Annotated in this window: 15 protein-coding genes; 8 read left to right on the top strand and 7 right to left on the bottom strand. The window is 55.1% G+C overall.

Going from position 1 to position 18383, the window contains the following annotated elements; genetic code table 11:
* The 3 genes from HXY34_06380 to HXY34_06390 form a co-directional block, all read right to left on the bottom strand.
* A partial coding sequence (locus HXY34_06380) for an FAD-dependent oxidoreductase (protein NWF95751.1) occupies positions 1–564 on the bottom strand: 564 nt, incomplete at its 3' end.
* A 45-nt stretch (positions 565–609) separates the two neighbouring features.
* On the bottom strand, positions 610–1467 hold the full coding sequence (locus HXY34_06385; GenBank protein ID NWF95752.1) for a hypothetical protein: 858 nt from the start codon (positions 1465–1467) through the stop codon (positions 610–612).
* Positions 1468–1536: 69 nt separating this feature from the next.
* Positions 1537–3204, bottom strand: a complete 1668-nt coding sequence (locus HXY34_06390) for a thermosome subunit (protein ID NWF95753.1) — start codon at positions 3202–3204, stop codon at positions 1537–1539.
* A 185-nt stretch (positions 3205–3389) separates the two neighbouring features.
* Here HXY34_06390 and HXY34_06395 point away from each other — a divergent pair, with 185 nt between their 5' ends.
* From HXY34_06395 to HXY34_06410, 4 genes are all read left to right on the top strand, one after another.
* The gene (locus HXY34_06395) at positions 3390–3848 is read left to right on the top strand and encodes a leucine-rich repeat domain-containing protein (protein NWF95754.1); all 459 of its coding nucleotides are present in this window, start codon (positions 3390–3392) and stop codon (positions 3846–3848) included.
* A 654-nt stretch (positions 3849–4502) separates the two neighbouring features.
* Positions 4503–5882, top strand: coding sequence for a class II fumarate hydratase (locus tag HXY34_06400; GenBank protein ID NWF95755.1), 1380 nt, complete (start codon positions 4503–4505; stop codon positions 5880–5882).
* Positions 5883–5971: 89 nt separating this feature from the next.
* A complete protein-coding gene (locus HXY34_06405; GenBank protein NWF95756.1) occupies positions 5972–7651 on the top strand; it encodes an FAD-dependent oxidoreductase in 1680 nt (559 codons plus the stop codon).
* A complete protein-coding gene (locus HXY34_06410) occupies positions 7651–8394 on the top strand; it encodes a succinate dehydrogenase/fumarate reductase iron-sulfur subunit (GenBank protein NWF95757.1) in 744 nt (247 codons plus the stop codon). Before HXY34_06405 ends, HXY34_06410 begins: the two co-directional genes overlap by 1 nt.
* A gap of 27 nt (positions 8395–8421) precedes the next feature.
* On the opposite strand, the gene HXY34_06415 is transcribed toward HXY34_06410, so the two are convergent.
* Positions 8422–9534, bottom strand: coding sequence for a site-specific DNA-methyltransferase (locus tag HXY34_06415; protein ID NWF95758.1), 1113 nt, complete (start codon positions 9532–9534; stop codon positions 8422–8424).
* A 461-nt stretch (positions 9535–9995) separates the two neighbouring features.
* On the opposite strand from HXY34_06415, the gene HXY34_06420 reads away from it, so the two are divergent.
* Entirely contained in the window at positions 9996–12701 is a 2706-nt protein-coding gene (locus tag HXY34_06420; protein NWF95759.1) for a hypothetical protein, read from the top strand.
* A gap of 94 nt (positions 12702–12795) precedes the next feature.
* On the opposite strand, the gene HXY34_06425 is transcribed toward HXY34_06420, so the two are convergent.
* Positions 12796–13038, bottom strand: a complete 243-nt coding sequence (locus tag HXY34_06425) for a 30S ribosomal protein S17e (GenBank protein ID NWF95760.1) — start codon at positions 13036–13038, stop codon at positions 12796–12798.
* Between the two features lie 100 nt (positions 13039–13138).
* Between HXY34_06425 and HXY34_06430 the strand changes: the two genes are divergently transcribed.
* The 3 genes from HXY34_06430 (at position 13139) to HXY34_06440 (ending at position 16288) form a co-directional block, all read left to right on the top strand.
* On the top strand, positions 13139–14914 hold the full coding sequence (locus HXY34_06430) for an ATP-dependent DNA ligase (protein ID NWF95761.1): 1776 nt from the start codon (positions 13139–13141) through the stop codon (positions 14912–14914).
* Positions 14904–15356 (top strand): 6-pyruvoyl tetrahydropterin synthase family protein, encoded by a 453-nt coding sequence (locus tag HXY34_06435; protein ID NWF95762.1) that lies wholly within the window; start codon positions 14904–14906, stop codon positions 15354–15356. Before HXY34_06430 ends, HXY34_06435 begins: the two co-directional genes overlap by 11 nt.
* A 116-nt stretch (positions 15357–15472) precedes the next feature.
* The gene (locus tag HXY34_06440) at positions 15473–16288 is read left to right on the top strand and encodes a GTP cyclohydrolase I FolE2 (GenBank protein NWF95763.1); all 816 of its coding nucleotides are present in this window, start codon (positions 15473–15475) and stop codon (positions 16286–16288) included.
* A gap of 105 nt (positions 16289–16393) precedes the next feature.
* On the opposite strand, the gene HXY34_06445 is transcribed toward HXY34_06440, so the two are convergent.
* The gene (locus tag HXY34_06445; protein NWF95764.1) at positions 16394–17641 is read right to left on the bottom strand and encodes a hypothetical protein; all 1248 of its coding nucleotides are present in this window, start codon (positions 17639–17641) and stop codon (positions 16394–16396) included.
* A gap of 3 nt (positions 17642–17644) precedes the next feature.
* Positions 17645–18383 (bottom strand): hypothetical protein (locus HXY34_06450; protein NWF95765.1); only part of this gene is annotated, 739 nt, incomplete at its 5' end.

Consider the following 18383-nt stretch of genomic DNA (forward strand, 5'->3'; position numbering starts at 1 on the left):
GGCCTTCTCCGCCCTCAGCTCGTCCCTGCGATGAATCAGATAGACCTTCTGACACAGCTCCGAGAGATAGAGTGCCTCAGTGACCGCGGTGTTGCCACCACCCACGACAGCAACAGTCTTGTTCCGAAACAGAGGACCGTCGCAAGTCGCGCAGTACGACACGCCCCTGCCGGTGAGCAGGTCTTCGCCGGGGACTTCCAGCTTGCGATGTCCACCGCCCGTCGCAATCACAATTGCTTTTGCTTGATAGGCTCCTCGTCTTGTCTCGAGTATGAAGTGCCCATCCTCAGCACGCTTCTGGATTCTCTTGACCTCGGTGATCTCCCGTATGGCGGCTCCACATTTCTTAACCTGCGATTTCATCTTCTCGGCAAGATCAAGGCCTCCAATCCATTCAAAGCCGGGGTAGTTCTCGATTCCGGGGCTCGTCGCCTGTGCACCACCAAGGACTCGGGCTTCGAGTAGGAGTGTCTTCAGTCCGTATCTTGCTCCGTAGATAGCCGCAGTCATTCCTGCTGGTCCTCCGCCAATCACCACAAGATCCCAGTCAAGGTCCTCAGTCATGATTCTTGTCACCGCTGGACAGCCACAGAACTCCCTGCGAAGCGCTTAATCATCTTTTCCTGTGAGTTGTCGAAGGTCTTGCGGACTGAGACCCGTCCCTGTGTAGAGCCTGTATCTCTTGACAGGACGGATGAGATCAGAGACTCTGGAGAAGGTGACCTCCCGCGTGCTGTGGCCCTCCCTTGTGTACAAGTCGGCTGCAGCTCTCACCTTGGCGGCCGAGTAGTGAAAGAGCTGACCTGGGCCGACAGACAGCACCATGTCCACTGAGGATAGACCACTCCATGGCCAGACTGAATCGTTGAAGGACTCTACGACAATGGTGTCAGCGCGTTTCTCAAGGAACGCAAAGCACTCGCTCACGCACTCCTCAAGATGTACCTGCTCGAATCCAAGACAGTCGTCAAGTGATTCCACGCTCACTCTGGCGGCATCTCCCACAAGTTGAGCGACCTCTCTCTCGGAGATGAGCACCAGACCTTCCCTGACGAGTCTCTCTGCGACCAAGACCGTGTCTTCATGTCCCATCGTTCGGGGACGAGTGAAACGCTGCATCACAAGGTGCGACTCCCACCCAGCTAACCCAAGGGTTGTCACAGGGGCTCGAGTCCTGTCGTCAAGCACCGCGGGGCAAAAGAGACTGTGAACGGGATTCCGGAGCTGGACGGGGACACCAGAGGGGAGAAGCTCAACTAGCCTCCTGAGATCGAAGGAATAGAGAAGGCCTTCATCGACACACTTGGCCGTGTGTTCACTTCGATACCAGTAGTTGTGACCGCTTGTCGGCTTGAAGTACTCAGTTCTCACGCCCGAGTCCACGAATCCCTGAACAAGCTGTCGCGCTAGTGAAGTCTTCCCTGAGTCAAAGGGCAAGATGCCAGTGATCAGGATACGAGTTGCCAAGGAGGGGGCGCTCCATTCAAAAAGAAGTTAGAAGGAGCCCAGAGGGCTCCTTGTGTAGTGCTCTAAGGGTTACATCATGCCGCCCATGCCGCCCATGCCGCCCATGCCGCCTGGACCACCAGGACCACCTTCTCCGCCAGGTGGAGTTGGCGAGGATGCCTTCGCGGCGATGACATCGTCGATTCGGAGCAGCATCTGGGCCGCTTCAGCCGCAGACCGAATGGCCTGGTGCTTCACTCTCGACGGCTCGACTACGCCGGCTCGAAGCATGTCAACGACCTTTCCCTCGTAGACATCAACGCCATACCAGAGTCCAGTCTCCTTCGCATGCTCCTTGTTCATTGCAGTCATGATGTCAATCGGATCGTGACCACCGTTCTCAGCGAGTGTCTTGGGTACGATCCGAAGAGCCTCTGCAAATGCCTCTATTGCAAGCATCTCACGACCGCCTACGGTGCTGGCATACTGGTCAAGACGCCTTGCAAGCTCGGCCTCGATGGACCCACCGCCTGCAACGTAAGTGCCGTCCTCAACTACGTTCCTCACAACGCATAGTGCATCGTGAAGTGCACGCTCAGCCTCGTCGACCACGTGCTCGGTACCTCCACGGATGACAATTGAAACGGCCTTCGGGTCCTTGCACTCTCTGACGTATACAAGCTTGTCTTCGCCAATCTTGACTTCCTCAACAAGCCCTGCTTGACCCAAGTAGTCTGCTGTCAGTTCGTCGAGGCTGCTAGCGACCTTGCCGCCAGTCGCTCTCGCGAGCTTGTCCAGCGTGCTCTTCTTGGCCCTTCGGACAGCAACAATGCCAGCCTTTGCAAGATAGTGCTGTGCCACATCGTCAATGCCCTTCTGGCAGATGACGACATTCGCACCGGAAGCAGCTATCTTGTCGACCATCGCCTTGAGCATCTGTTCCTCTTGGTCAAGGAACGCCTGAATCTGCTCCGGTCGGTCAATCTTTATCTCGGCGTCGAACTCGGTCTTCTCAACCTCGATTGCCGCATTGATGAGCGCAATCTTTGCACCTTGAACTCGCCTCGGCATTGATGCGTGCACGATTTCCTTGTCAACTACCATGCCGCGGATCAGTTCGCTCTCACTCAGGCTCTTACCCTGCTTCTTGATGACCTCAATCATTTCGATGTCGGCCTTTGTCTTTCCACCAACCTCTTCAACTACCTGGAGGATGGCGTCCACAGCCATCTGAGCAAAGTGATCCTTGGCAGCAAGGATCGACTTTGAGTTCATCGAAGTGAGGGCAATTGACAACAGTGTCTTCTTGTCAGCGCTAGTCGTCTTCAGCGACAGCTCTCTGAGGACACGGGTTGCCTCTTCGGACGCCCTCTGGTATCCACTGACTACGATGGTTGGATGAATCTTCTTGTCCAGGAGCTCCTGAGCTCGCTTGAGGAGTTCTCCAGCAATGACCACTGAAGTAGTAGTTCCATCGCCGGTCTCCTGGTCCTGGCTCTTGGCTACCTCAACAAGCATCTTGGCTGCCGGGTGCTGAACATCGATCTCCTTCAGAATCGAGGCACCATCGTTCGTGATTGTGACATCGCCAAGCGAGTCTACAAGCATCTTGTCCATGCCGCGAGGCCCTAGAGTGGACTTCACCGCATCGGCAATCACAATTCCAGCCATGATGTTGTTGGACTGCGCGGACTTGCCGCGGGTTCTTGATGTACCCTCCTTGAGTATCAGGACGGGTGTTCCAGACAACTGTGCCATGTTGATTATCCCCTTTGTGACTCTTGGACTACCTGCCTTCTCAGGTCGGAGTAGTCCCTTCAGAGACTCACAAAACTGTGCATGGACTTCGGGTGTCTGCATAAAAAGCTTGCCTTTGGTGTGACGTGGTTGTCAACCTTCGTTTGACGTCCACGCCCTATTGCTGAAAAAGGATAATACGATTGTTGAATCCCCTAGCCCAGAGCCAGAAGGACCAAATCAGGGAGGTCGCTGATATCCCTCGACGACTCACATACATCACATGCTACGGGCAACGTGGGGCCTCATGCGTGACAGAGACTGACACGCTGGTGGACCTCAGTGGGGAGGAGATCGGGAGTATAGACCTCAGTCCTCTCTCATCCTGCACCCAACTCCTAGAGCTCGACATCTCCAGAAACAGCCTGAAGAACATAGATCTCAGTGCTCTCTCATCCTGCTCCCGACTACAGAGGCTCTACCTCTCCTATAACAGTCTGAAGAGCATAGACCTCAGTCCTCTCTCATCCTGCACACAACTTCTAGAGCTCTACCTCTCCTACAACAGCCTGAGGAGTATAGACCTCAGTCCTCTTTCGTCCTGCACCCAACTCAGAAGGCTCGCTGTGGATGATAGTGCTCGCATCGTCGCAACAGGTTCGTGAGGTCAGCTCTGCAGTCAGTTCTGGGCCGACTGCTCAGGGGGAGCGGGCAGATGCACTGGAGCTGGTGTGCGGTGAGAAGGCGTGCCTCTCACAAGTCGCTCCTGAGTTCTGCAACAGACGCCTTTGGCGTCGGTGATCACTGAGCCACGCTGTAACCGCAACGGGGGCACCTCTTCTGGCCTGGCTTCAGTTCCGTCTCGCAGACCGGACAGACAACGGGTAACGGAGTGGCAACGACATTCAGGGGCCGGCCTTTGCTGCGGAGGTTCTGAAGACCGAGGTTGTCCGCATAGAGCTCGGTGTATCCGCATGACGCGCACGTAAACGACTCAAGTGTCGCTGTTAACACACCGGGAAGGTCTACACGTAGACTGCATTCACAGAGTACTCCATGAGGACCGCGAATGTCGGTGCCTCTGCACTTGGGACAGATACCACTCACTCGCATGAAACACTACCGTGGATGAACTGCTAGCCAAGCAACAAAAACATTTAGACTCGAATCGCCGGGAGCCAGCAGTCCCCACTTCATGAGAGACGTGGGCAGTATCAGGACATCGCCTGGAGCCTGCTAACGTATACCTTCCGAAGTGTTATGAGCAACCGATGGGATACTTCTGCAGCTATTAGGAAGAGATACAATTGAAGAAGGCCATGAGAAAGGAAAGAGACGCCCTAGGTGAAGTCGAGGTACCGGCAGAGGCCTACTGGGGTGTCAACACCCAGAGAGCGATAAGGAGTTTCAGGATAAGTGGGTCTACTCTGCCAGAGGAGTTCATCTTGGCCCTCGCCATGGTGAAGAAGGCATGTCTGCTGGCAAATGCGAGCAGTGGGGCGATTGACAAGCAGCTTGCCGATGCGGTGTTGAAGGCAGTCGACGAGATCCTCGTGGAGAGAAAGCATCTCGACCAGTTTCCGGTCGACGTCTATCAGGCGGGGTCGGGCACCCAGACCAACATGAACATGAATGAGGTTCTTGCCAACAGAGCCAATGAGATACTGGGTCATCCGAGAGGGCAGAAGGCACCCGTTCATCCAAATGACCATGTGAACATGGGTCAGTCTTCAAACGATGTCATACCCACAGCAATGCACCTGGCAGTGCTGGAGATGCTCAACACGGACCTCTTCCCTGCCCTTGAGAGACTGATGCAGGTGTTGGACTCCAAGGTGAAGGAGTTCAGAGGGGTGGTGAAGATCGGTCGCACTCATCTTCAGGATGCAGTGCCAATTCCGCTGTCGACCGAGTTCTCAGTCTACCGCAGCCAAGTCATGTCGAGCCTGAGCCAACTGCAGGAGGACAGAGAGGACCTCTCGGTGGTGCCTATAGGCGGAACAGCTGTAGGCACAGGGATTAACGCACGAGAGGGGTTCGCTGCGGATGTTGTGTACCACCTATCCAAGCTTACCAGGATGCCCATCAGGTCCAGTCCGGTCAAGGCAGAAGGCATTGCATCGCATGCGGCAATTGTGAGACTCAGTGCTAGCCTCAGAACACTTGCCCTTGCATGCATGAAGATGGCCAATGACATAAGATGGATGGCCAGCGGCCCACGAGCAGGGCTTGGAGAACTGATATTGCCAGCAAATGAACCGGGGTCATCTATCATGCCCGGGAAGGTAAACCCGACTCAGTCTGAGTCACTGATTCAAGTCTGCCTGAGGGTAATCGGTAACGATGAGACCATTGCGCTCGCGGAGGGATTCGGCAGTGTGCTCGACCTGAACGTCACAAAGCCGCTGATGGCATCAGTCATACTCGAGTCCATCAGATTGATGTCCAGTGGCATAGAGTCGTTCGTGACCCATTGCCTCGAAGGCATCAGGCCGAATACGGACCGGATTAGCAGACAGCTGCAAGAGGGCCTAATGGTTGTCACGAGACTGGCTCCGCTGATAGGCTACGACCGAGCAGCTGAAGTTGCAAGGGCAGCACAGGAGTCAGGCCGAAGTATCAAACAGACAGTCATGGAGATGGGCATAATGATAGATCAAGACCTCGATGAGCTTCTCGACCCGTCGAAGATGGTGTAGAGTGCGAATAGTACAGCCACAAAACGGACATATATGAAGAGAGGTCGGATAAGAGCATCTCTGTCTTTCGCTCTGGGAGTGCGAGGTTCATGACCCTAAGACACGAAGTGGTGATTGTCGGAGCCGGACTGGCCGGTCTCAGAACAGCCATCGAACTGGCCGAGAACTGTGACACTGCCGTCCTGTCAAAGGTTCATCCGCTGCGCTCTCACTCGGTGGCTGCTCAGGGCGGCGTGAACGCGGCTCTCAGTGAGAGCGACTCCTGGCAGGATCACGCCTTCGACACTGTGAAGGGCTCTGACTACCTTGCCGACCAAGACGTCGTGGAGATTCTGGCCAAGCTGGCTCCGATGGCAGTCATCGAGAACGAGAGGTGGGGTACTGCGTTCTCCAGGACAGAAGACGGCAGAATCGCACAGAGACCATTTGGAGGCGCGATGTATCCTCGGACATGCTACGCGGCGGACAGGACTGGTCACAATCTCCTGCATACCACGTTTGAGCAGGCACTCCGACTGGGGGTCAAGTTCTATAACGAGTGGTTCGCGACATCCATTGTGAGGGGTCCAGACAGAGTCCGGGGGCTGACGGCGTTGAACATTGCCACAGGAGAGGTCCACGGCATCTCAGCAAAGGCAGTGGTGATAGCAACCGGGGGCTTCGGACGTATCTATGGCAACTCCACCAACGCTCTGATAAACACGGGCGACGGGTGTGCCCTTGCTCTCAGGGCGGGAGTGGGACTGAAGGACATGGAGTTTGTTCAGTTCCACCCCACCACGCTATTCGGTTCGAACATACTCATCACCGAGGGTGCACGCGGCGAGGGAGGGCTGCTGTTCAACAGGGATGGAGAACGGTTCATGAGCAGGTATGCTCCAGAGAAGATGGAGCTGGCACCCAGGGACATCGTGGCCAGAGCCATCCGCAGGGAGATTGACGAGGGGAGAGGCTTTGAAGGAGGTTATGTCCACTTGGACCTGCGTCATCTCGGTCGCGACAGAATACTGGAGCGACTGCCCGGCATCAGGGAGATCTGCATGGAGTTTGCAGGGGTGGACCCGATAGAGGAGCCAATACCTGTTGTGCCCGGACAGCACTACTCGATGGGCGGCATCGACTGCAACAAGAACGGTGAGACCTCTCTCCCGGGTCTATACGCAGTGGGGGAGGCAGCTTGCATGAGTCTTCATGGTGCTAACCGCCTAGGGGGCAACTCACTGGTCGAGACTCTTGTCTTCGGTCGTGTCGTAGGCAAGGCTGTACTGGACTACATCAAGCGGACAGGAGACCCGGCCGATCAGGACATGGAAGAAGAGGCTTTCAGAGTAAGACACGAGCTCCAAGCCATGCTCATGAGCGGGACGGACTATCTTCCTGCTGCAATCAGAGAGGAACTGAACAGAACAATGGACACGAACGTGGGTGTCTTCAGAAGCAGAGAGTCCCTCGAAAAGGCGTTGACAAGGGTGAGGGACCTCAGACAGCAGTTCAAGAAGATTGACTTGGGCCGAAGTGACAAGAGATACAATTACGCAATGGTCAGAGCGCTAGAACTGCAGAACATGCTGGACCTTGCAGAGCCAATCATCATGGGAGCTCTGGCAAGAGAGGAGAGCCGAGGAGCCCACTGGCGAGTTGACTACCCCAGACGTGACGACTCGAGGTTTCTCAAGCACACTGTCGTAACACTCGCGAGAGATGGGCTGAAGCTACACTATGCCGATGTCCATCTGGGTATGTTTGAAGTCAAGGAGAGGACCTACTGATGCTGTTCCGAGTAGCTAGAAGTAGAGATGGTGGCAACATCACCCATTTCGACTTGTACAAGGTTGAGGTCACACGCGGCATGACTGTGCTCGATGCTCTCTTCCAGATCCAGGACAAGATGGACCCCTCCCTCGCGTTCAGGTACTCGTGCCGAGGTGCAGTATGCGGCAGCTGTGCGCTGCTTGTGAACAAGGAGCCTAGGCTTGCATGCAGGACTCAAGTCAGTGCGCTGCCGGCCGCAAGCCTGAAGCTCAAACAGTTCACAGCTCTGGAGTATCGTCCGAGAGGATGGAGACCCGACAAGGAGGTACTCATCGAACCACTTCCCAATCTTCCTGTGATGAAAGACCTGGTGGTCGATATGTCGAGGTTCTACAGCGCACTGGAAGAGCTGATGCTGTGGACAGAGCCCACAGAGGGAGAAGGACCCCGAGAGCAGAGCCCTGCTGACAGACAGAGGATTGACAGATATGTGAACTGCATAATGTGTGCCATCTGCTATGGCTCCTGTCCTGTGAATGCGGAGAGGCCGGACTACGTGGGACCTGCAGCTCTCGCAAAGGCATGGAGGTTCTATGAGGACTCAAGACTGACTGAGAGAGGGAGGTATCTGACGGCGGCCTCTGCAGCAAACGGGACACCACTCTGCAACCTTGTAATGAACTGCGTCAGAGCATGTCCCAAGGGAGTAGCACCGGGCGGGGCCATAAGAAGACTCAAAGAGCAGGGTACCTCACCGTGAACGAAGCGCGATGGGAGTCACAGAAGGTCATCTGGTTGGTCGCACAGAGTCGACCTGACTGTATGACGAGAGGTCATCCCTAGTATCATCCGACTGGGATCGTTCGTTGATTCGTTCAAGTGCGTATTCGCATCTTGCAAACTCGCGCAGGCGTCGTACTGTCAGCTCAATTGCGGTCTCGGATATGTCGCAGGCAATCCAGCGTCGATGCAGTCGTTCTGCCACAACAGCAGTGGTTCCCGAGCCGCAGAAGAAGTCTGCTACCAAGTCCCCCTCGTCCGTGGCGCACGAAATCATCCTTGACAGGAGCGGCTCGGGCTTCTGAGTGACAAAGCCAAGGTACTCGGATGAAGAGCCCTGTAACGGAGGGATATCCATCCAGAGGTCTGAGACGGGTACGCCATCACTATCAGACAGGTACTGTTTCTTCGAGTATCTCCCATTACGGCTTCGATAGATCAGCCCTTCATCCGCCCATCTGTCCAGCGTCTGTGCACTGTAGAGATACGGTGCAGTACGACCTCTCCATTCGAACTGCCTGCGGTCCTGAGACCTCTGAATGCCCTGCGCCTCAATCTCAATGAGTCTGAAGAGACCTCGTTCATCCCTGTATGAGTAGGGGACAAGGGAGCGTTCGTCATGGTCTCTGAAGACAGGTCTCAGAACGAACTTGCGTCGGTCTCTTGCGTAGAGGAGTATGACATCGTGTTGGCTTCCAAAGGCGTTGCTTTGACCCTTAGGGCTGTTCGTTCGCTTCCAGATGATCTCGTTGACAAAACAGCCATAACCAAAGGTCTCGTCAAGCAGGACTTTCATGTAGTGGCAGATGTGCCAGTCAAGGTGCACCCAGATGCATCCGTCGGGACGAAGTAGACTGCGCATCATCAAGAGACGAGGTCGAAAGTAGTCGAGGTAGCCCTGAAGGCCACCAGTCCACTTGTCGCTGTAAGTACGAATGTCTTCAAGAGACGGCGCGGCTGTCTGACTGCCGCTCCCCTTCTTCTTGAGTGTGTAGTCGGTTCCGGAGAAGAAGGGAGGGTCTATGTATATCATTCGCAGGCTCTGACAAAGCCGGTCCTCCAACGCTCTCATCACGTCTAGGCAGTCGCCCTGCACCAACAGACTTCGCCGGGGCTCCATGAAACACACTGGGCGTCGGCAACGCTTAAGACTTGTTCCATGTTCAGCCCAGCCTCCCGGACCCACGCTCCGACAGCCGCTGCATGAAGCAGAGATACTGTTCGTCTGCTGCGGCTGCCAGCCAAGAAGATGGCGCCAGACGCATCATGTACCGCGCTCGCATAGCGTGCACCGAACAAACCTAGACTGATGGAACACACTCTCAGCCGAGTCAGATGGGCGACCCCACTGCCGTCTCCATTGAGTAGCCTGACCTCTGGCCCAACTCTGCATGAGAGTCCATGGTGTGAGAGTAGAGAGGTGGGGGGCAGTCCTCTGAAGCAGAGCGGCGAGGAGTCAACATCCCCCTCGTGCGGAACACGAATCATCGGCCGATCACATTGCGCGCTCGTATCGCGCAGTTCACCACTACTGATATTAGACGGCTTGCGAATGACCGGGATTGCTGGAGAGGCGCATCAATGACCAAACGATTCAAGTCTCCAATGGTGGCTATTATCCTATCTTTCATGCTTCTACCCACAGCCGTGGCAGGGCTCCTGATGTGGGACCCGATGTCTAGCCAGCAGGTCTCAGTGACTGTTGGTGTTGGTCTCGTGGGAGGAGATCTGGCACCGGCAGTCAGGACGTCTCTGAGAATCGATCGTTCGTCGCTTGACGTGACTGAGTTCGCAAGCATAGCTCTTGCTCTGGCGTCTTCATCAACAGATATGCTGGTGATCATAGACACGCCAATTGCGCTTTCGGACTTGCCGGCTCTTCAGGCATTCCTAGTGGCAGGCAAGGGAGTGATGATTCTCCTCGGACCAAACATGACTGCAGACCCCACCGGACTTGTGGAACTCGGAGTGACCAGCTCCAGCGCGCTGACTGCAAGTCCAGATGGGGTTAGCGTTGTCACACGTCCAATGCAGACAGGCCATCCGCTTGTTGGCTTTGACTGGACCTCTGCACCCCCAGTGGAAAAGATGACCGCTCTCCCCGCCCTGAATTCAACCACCATCACGGTTTTGGCAAACGACACAGGATTTGGTACTGGCGGCGCACCTCTCCTTGTGGACAAGCAATACGGTCTGGGCCACATAATGGTGTACACACCATGGCTCACTACTGATGGACCGACGGACGCGGCACAGAGAAACTATGAACTCATACTCTGGCCCTACTTCAACTACTTCCTCTATGTCTCAAGCTTCTATCTGGCAGGCGAGACCCCCAACACGTACGCAGAGTGGGTCTACGCGCCAGTCCCTCATCTTGAACAACAGACAGTCATTGGCATAATAGTCGGTGTCATTGGGGCAGTCACTGCATACTCCTTCGTGTCCATGAGAAGAAAGTCGCGCAGGGAGACTGAAGTCCTCACAGAGATTGAACGTGCTGAGCTGCTTGTGAAGGTGGAGGAGAAGATATCCGACTGGGAGGAGATTGGTATGCACCGTCAGCTTGGCGGTTTCCTGATACAGCTCTTCCTGACCCTGCTTCTGGTCATCCCAAGGACCGTAATGGCCATCATGATCTACCCGAGGTTCATCATGCCGTTCCCTCAAGCGGCAGGCTGGTTCTCATTCAGCGTGAACCTCTTCCTGGGTCTCTGGACTCTGTTTGACCTGGGCACCAGTGTCGCCCTTGCAAAGTACTTTGCAGAGTACAGAGTATCGAAGCCTGAAGAGGCCGTGAAGTACGCTCAGATCTTTGTCTGGTTCCAGTGCATCACTGGTGTCGTTCAGATCACCATTGTAGCCTTCTTGGGGTCTATCATCTTCCCGCACACCTATCTGGCTCATCTCTCATATGTCTTCATAGCACACTCGCTGTTTCAGTTCCCAGGATTCACCCTGCTGCTCGTCCACGTATTCCGTGGGATGAATCGGATTGACTACCATCAGGTCCTCACGGTACTCAAGTACATCGTCTTTGACACTCTGGGACCATACACGCTTATCATTCTCTTCAGGTGGTGGGGCTCTCAGAACCCCATCTTCGGGGAGGCATTAGGCGGGGCTATCGGCCAGGCCATTGGGTCGTACGTCTCGGAGTGGTTCGTCTTCGCTCTGTCGCTATTCCTCTTCAGAGGACTCGGTTTCAAGATCAGCACTCTGTTCCGTGTCGACTTTGGCCGAGAGCAGATGAAGAGGGCACTGAAGTTCGGCACGAAGTGGACAGTCGGAGCGGCCACTGTGCCAGTCGTGTGGTTCTACCAGATGCTGCTCATCAGTACCAATCTCCTCAACTGGTCTGCACTGCAGGGGCAGTACCAGCTCGCGTGGGACCTGGCCATAATGGTGAGTGTCGTCGGTCTCTTCATGGAGAGTATGCTGGGTGGTATCTCCGAGGCATACTCGCACGCAAAGAAGAAGCTCACGCAGCTCTACACCGCGCAGGGACTGAAGTACGGCGCATTCTTCGTGTTCTGGCTCATATCGTCACTTGCAGCAGTTGGAGCTCGCGCCATCCTAGGAGCGGCAGGGACTGAGTGGGCCTATGCGGCACATCTACTTCAGTTCTTCCTAATATTCCAAGTCCTCGGGTTCTGGTCATGGCTTGGAGACTGGATGTTCGCAGGAGCAGACAGGACCGGGCTTGCTGCTGCCGTCTGGGTGCTTGAACAGTCAATCAGAGCAGTCGCAATGACCATGTTCGTGGTCTACGAGCCGGTGGTGTTCGGAATCTACCTTGGTGGTATGCCAGGAATCATCGTGGGATACTGCGTTGGGCTGTTCATCAAGGACATAGCGGCTTGGGTCCTGATCAGACGAACCATATCGGCTCCCAAACTCTACACCTGGCAAAGCTATGTCGGGCCTGCACTCGCTGGAGTGGTCAACTACATCGTGCTCGAGGCCATCGCGAGAGCGATATGGACACCGGACATCTTGCTCTCTGCCGCGCTGTTCTTCCTAGGAACACTCCCGTCGCTCTACATCTTCGCATTCGTCAGCGGGTTGACCGGCACATGGGACACTCGCACGCTGGAGGAGTTCAAGCGAGCTTCGAATATGGTGAAGATGCGAGGCATAGGGTGGCTGTCGCGCAGATTCTATGGCGCTGTCGCTCTAGGCACAAGGATATCGCCGCTGCACAACAGGTTCCCAATTGACATCTACGACGAAGCCATGTCAGAGGCAAGAGAGCTGACAATGGAGAAGAAACAACTCAGACTCTAGTCCATGATGCGGGGCTCCTCAAGACGCAGGGGAGCCCTGCACAAAGTCCTAGCACCGAAACAAGAAGGAGTGTACAGAGGACCTGTAGTGTGTGCTACATCTCCATGTCCATGGGCTCTTCGGCTCCAGATGCCGCATACGCCTCGCGGACCTTTGCAATCTTGATGAGCTGGACCAAGTAACCAGCCAGCCGGTTGCGCACCGCCTTGCTGGTCACATCTGTGTACTGTTGGACCAGTCTCTTGTTGGTCTCAAAGTCCGTTGTGAACTCATCTGGATAGTTCTGCAGCAAGACTTTGGCCGCATTCTTTACATAACCTGGTCGTATCCTGCCCAAATGCCTGTCACCATAACGAGTGCTGCTCGGCAGTCGCCCTGGCGACGTTTATAAAGCCTGTGGTGTCGACTCCGGACTTGTAGCGGTGTGAGTGGTCGTCGTGTACTACAAGAGACTTGCTGAATCCTACGCAGAGATAGAGTCGATTTCGGGACTGCATGAAAAGATACGAATCTTCTCGCAAGTGCTTAAGGAGGCCAATCCCTCTGAAGTGGGACAGATTGTCGCACTGACGCTGGGAAAACTGCACCCAGACTGGAGAGAACAGCCAGAGATTGGAGTCGCAGAGCGGATAGCCATTCAGGTTGTGGCTGCAGCGGCATCGGTCCCGGAGAGCAGAGTACTCCAGGTCTTGACCAAGACTGGGGACATAGGACTCACTGCGGAAGAGCTGTTAGGCCAAAGCGCTCAGGGCACGCTGATGAGTGAGGACCCAACGGTGTCACATGTATACTCGGCCCTAGAACACGTCTCACAGGCATTAGGTCAGAAGAGCGCAAAGGAGAAAGTGACGAGGCTTGTGGGCCTGCTGACTGACCTGAGCCCAACAGAAGCAAGATATGTAATCAGGACGATTACCGGCGACCTCAGACTAGGACTTGGCCACATGAGCATAATCGACGCACTGGCATCCGCATTTGCTGACGGCAAGTCATCAAGAGATGAGATAGAGAGAGCATTCAACGTCTGCAGTGACTTGGCAGAGGTGGCGAGACTACTTGCAGAGAGAGGAATCTCCGGTATCAGCGCCATCAAAGCAGAAGTTGGTAGACCGATTGGTATGATGGCGGCAAAGAGGCTGTCCGATGCCCGGGAGATACTCGAGAAGAGCGGCGGCAGGGCGCTTGTGGAGTACAAGTATGACGGCGAGAGGATGCAGATTCACAAGGACGGCGACAAGGTGATCCTCTACTCACGACGCCAAGAGGTCATAACCTCGCAGTATCCGGATGTCGTCGAGATGGTGCGGACACGAATCGTGGCGAACCGGTGCATCATCGAAGGAGAATGCGTTGGCATCGACCCTGTGACGGGGCGTCTGAGACCGTTCCAAGAGCTGATGCGGAGAAGAAGAAAGACCGATGTGGCAGAGATGTCGAAGCAGGTGCCGGTGGCTCTGTTCCTGTTTGACATTCTCTATCTTGAGGACCGAGATGTGACAGGGCAGGCCTTGCCTGAGAGAAGACAACTGCTGGAGAAGGTAGTGAAGCAGAGCGACTCGGTACGACTGACAACGGCCGAGCTTACAGATGACCCTGCGCGCCTTGACAGCATCTTCCACACCGCGCTGAGTGAGGGGATGGAGGGCGTCATAGCCAAGGCCGTTCATAAAGAGTCGACATATCAGGCTGGAGCACGGAGCTGGCTGTGGATCAAACTCAAGGCATCATACAAGGAGGGTATGGCAGACTCGTTTGACTTTGTCGTAGTGGGTGCGATGCACGGCAGGGGAAAGCGTACTGGGGTCTACGGGGCGATACTGGCTTCCGTGTACGACAGCGACACAGACACCTTCCCGACAGTCTGCAAGATTGGAACCGGGTTCACTGACGACATGCTCACCGAGTTTCGTGACAGACTTGAGAAACACAGAATACCAGCACGCCACCCAAAGGTCCTGTCAGACATGGACGCCGATGTATGGTTCGAGCCTGCTGAAGTGATTGAGGTGCTGGGGGATGAGATAACCGTGAGCCCCGCACATCCAGCGGCCAGAGGCCATGTGAGCGGTGGTGGGCTTGCAATACGATTCCCCCGATTCACTGGTCGATGGAGAGATGACAAGTCGCCGGACCAAGCGACAACAGTGGACGAACTTGTCGAGGCATTTGAAAGACAGAGAGGAACAAAGGAGAGTAGGAAGCGTGCCTCATAGTATTCGTGTAGCGCGCAGAAGGATGACATTCAGCGCTGCTCACTTTGTAGTCAGCGAGGGAGAGTGCGAGTGCCTTCACGGCCACAATTACTCAGTTGAGGTGACCGTGAGTGGGCCTCTCGATGAACAGGGTATGGTCCTCGACTTCAGAAAGGTCCAGGATGAAGTGGCCGAAGTGTGCAGGCATCTGGACCATCGTCTTCTGCTCCCTGGACAGTCTCGATTGATAAGCGTCGAGGAAGAAGACACCTCAATGGTGATCACTGCTGCCGGCAAGACATACGTCATTCCATCCGTTGACTGCGTAGTACTTCCCATTAAGGCCACGACCGCAGAACTGCTTGCTCAATACGTGGCGCAGAGTCTCTCACTGTCGCAAGACTACCGCGTTGAAGTGTGTGTAAGCGAGTCAGCAGGGTCCACCGGCTGCTTCAAGACATGAAGAGAGAGATTGACTCATCGCAAGGTTAAAGCGAAGGTCTCGAAGTCCGCACTCCCACACGCGGCAGGTGTTCACGCCGAGCACCTCAGCGATGCAGCCTTCTGATGGCGAGAATCTTGGTCTTTGACACACAGAATGAACAGCCACGACACAGAATACAGCTGTGGCGAGTTGGAATCAAGAACCTCAAGACGTTCGTCATCACAGAACGGAGCGGCCTGAGACATCATCTCATCCCCAAGGTCGAGATTGCCATCGACCTCCCCGCGGACGTCAAGGGCATTCACATGTCGCGCCTTGTGGAGTCGATGACGGAAGTCCTGAGTGATGAGTTCAGCGTTCACTCATCAGTTGAAGAACTCCAGATTCACATTCTTCAAGCGTTGCACAAGAAGCATCCCTTCAAACGCGGTGAGGTGAAGTTCGATTTCGAGTTTGGCTATGCGAGCAAGACCCCTGTCTCCAAGAAGAGGACTTGGGAGGTCTGTGACATAACCGCATCAACACTGATGGAGGACGGCCAGCCTACAACTCACTCCGTCGAACTCAGTGTGATCGGCAACACGGTATGCCCGCACTGCGCTGCCAACAATGGTGGCCTGACACACATGCAGCGTGCAGTGGGAAGACTGAAGGTGACGGGTACTACCCCCGACATCCCGACTTACGGTACCATGATCGATATCATTGAACGGTCCTTCTCCAGTAGAACCTACTCCCTTCTCAAGTTGGAGGACGAGGTCTACGTGACAAGGGAGATGCACGACAATCCCGTGTTTGTCGAGGACGTCTGCAGGAACATCCTTCAGAACGCAAAGGAGACTCTGTCTGGCAGGAATCTGGATATGTGTGCAGAGGCAATCTCCCTAGAGAGTATCCACAAGCATGACGTGATTGCGCAAGGCCGGTTGGTGCTGAATGGCGGAGAATGAACACCGTGATGGACTGATTGACGCAGGCCAGACCATGCAGCCATCTGAAAGACCGCCTTCGAACTACCGAACTCGAACTGTCGCGATAGTACCTCTGCCAAGCATCTATCTTCTCGCAAGTTCGCTCCGCCCAGTTGTTGCAGCAACCTGAATCAACTTCACAAAGGCACTTGCCATGCTCCGAGTTGTGACCGCACCCCCGGAGAGGACCTGAAGCCTTTTCCGCACCCATAGGGAGACCTCGGACTGGTTCTCGGTCACAAACTTCCGGGGGTCGGTCAGGAACTCCTGATGACGGGTTGGGGGAATCACACCAAATGCGATCATCTCGAACTGCCGTATCATTCCTGACAGCATGTTGGCAGCAAGATCAATGATGAGTTCGGGGTCGGCAAGGTCCTGCTTGCCGTACTTCTTGTTTGCCGCCTGGCGAAGACTGGCGTCCAACATCCTCTCAAGCTTTGCAGTCTTCTCAGCAGACAGCTCGCCATCTCTGCGGAACACCTCATAGAGGACAGACTCTCCTGCAGTTGATATGCCATGGTCATCCACTGTGGAGCGAGTCACACGGAATGTGGACACTCTGCCGGCCTTCTTCTCTCTCTCCAGTGCCTCGAGTCTGGCGTCAATCGTCTTGCGTCCCAGCTCGACAATCTCGTCGAAGTGTGGACTGAGGACGACGACACGGAGGAGGTCCCAGTACAGGTCCGTGCCGTTGGTGAGTGGATACTTCTCTGTCACGTCGTGGTAGAGTCGCGACAGACTCCACAGCGGGACTTGCCTTCGCTTGATTCTGCGCATCATCATGAGACCGTGAAGAAGTATGGCTCCAACAAGACGTACATCTACTGTCTCCGGGTCTCCGGATATCATGCGCCCGATTCTCTCAGCAGACTTCACGTAATGCTTGTACATTACGACAGCTTGGACAGTGCGGTCGGGGCTCTTCGAGCTCTTCTCGTCGATGGTCGTGACAAGCACTTCGAAGCTGGCTGAGATGGACTCCACTAGGAGTCTTACGAGAAGTTCCAGTAGCCCTACGAAGCCATCTCGGCTCGCCTTACCGCCGGCGTGACCTGCGACAAGAGACACATCAGAGGCGTAGTCATCAAGAGCATAGTCTTCGGGGAGAAGACCGTTGACAGTCAGGTATCTGAACGAGGCTGCCAAGAGAAGGCAGTCTTCTTCAGATGCCGTGGGGATTGCAGCCTTGATGGCACTGCCGTGCTGGCGAACGTCCCTCTGCAGTATCGTCTCGTTGGTGGTCCGGATGTGTTCTATGTGCTGTGCAGGATGCTCGAACTTGCTCCTGAGCTCGCTGAGTATGCTCATCTCCGGGTCTATTGACTCCACAGACTACTCCGCCTCCTCTTGCTCACTCCTAAAGAGACGCCTGAATAGGCCATGCTGCTTCTTGCTCTCGTCAGCGCTGCCTTGTCCCTCTGAAGTGGTCACGGGTCGGGGGCACAGCATGTCAACCTCCGCTTGTGAGAGCTTCAGAACACCCGCATAACTCTGCAATCCCTCCCGCTCTCCTAGGTCTTCAAGACTGTACCAGTCACTCCGAAGCCACTCGCGAACTACTGTCTTCGGCAGTATCTCATGAAAGTCGAAACCCTTCTCAATACCCTCCGTCAAGTCACGCAGCAGTGTCCGGCCCTCCATATGTGGAATCGCCTCGCTGAAGAGGCCAAGGGAGTCGGCCATAGAGGTCGCCATGTAGAGGTGGTTGCCATCCCGCCTCCATACTGAGCGGGTCTCGAAGATGTCGTCGCAGTCTCTGAACTCGTAGATTGCATGCTCAGGAATGTACACTATGTTTGAGAAGATCTCCCTGTTTATGCCATTGATGGCTGCAAGGACTGCATCGGGAATCAGTCCGAGCTGGATGATTGAAACCATGTCCATGGGCCGCTGATAGTCCGGATGCTCGACTCTAAGGATGCACTTGGGAACAACAAACGCCACTCTTCGAAGGACGGGATTAGGCGGCACATACACGACTTCGGACTTGCAGTGCGGACATCGACCATGATCCAGTTCTTGAACTGGGGTCTCTCTCTTGCAGCCATCCTTCGTACACTGGCAGTACGAC

It is taken from the genome of Candidatus Thorarchaeota archaeon (genome assembly GCA_013388835.1).
Taxonomy (GTDB): domain Archaea; phylum Asgardarchaeota; class Thorarchaeia; order Thorarchaeales; family Thorarchaeaceae; genus JACAEL01.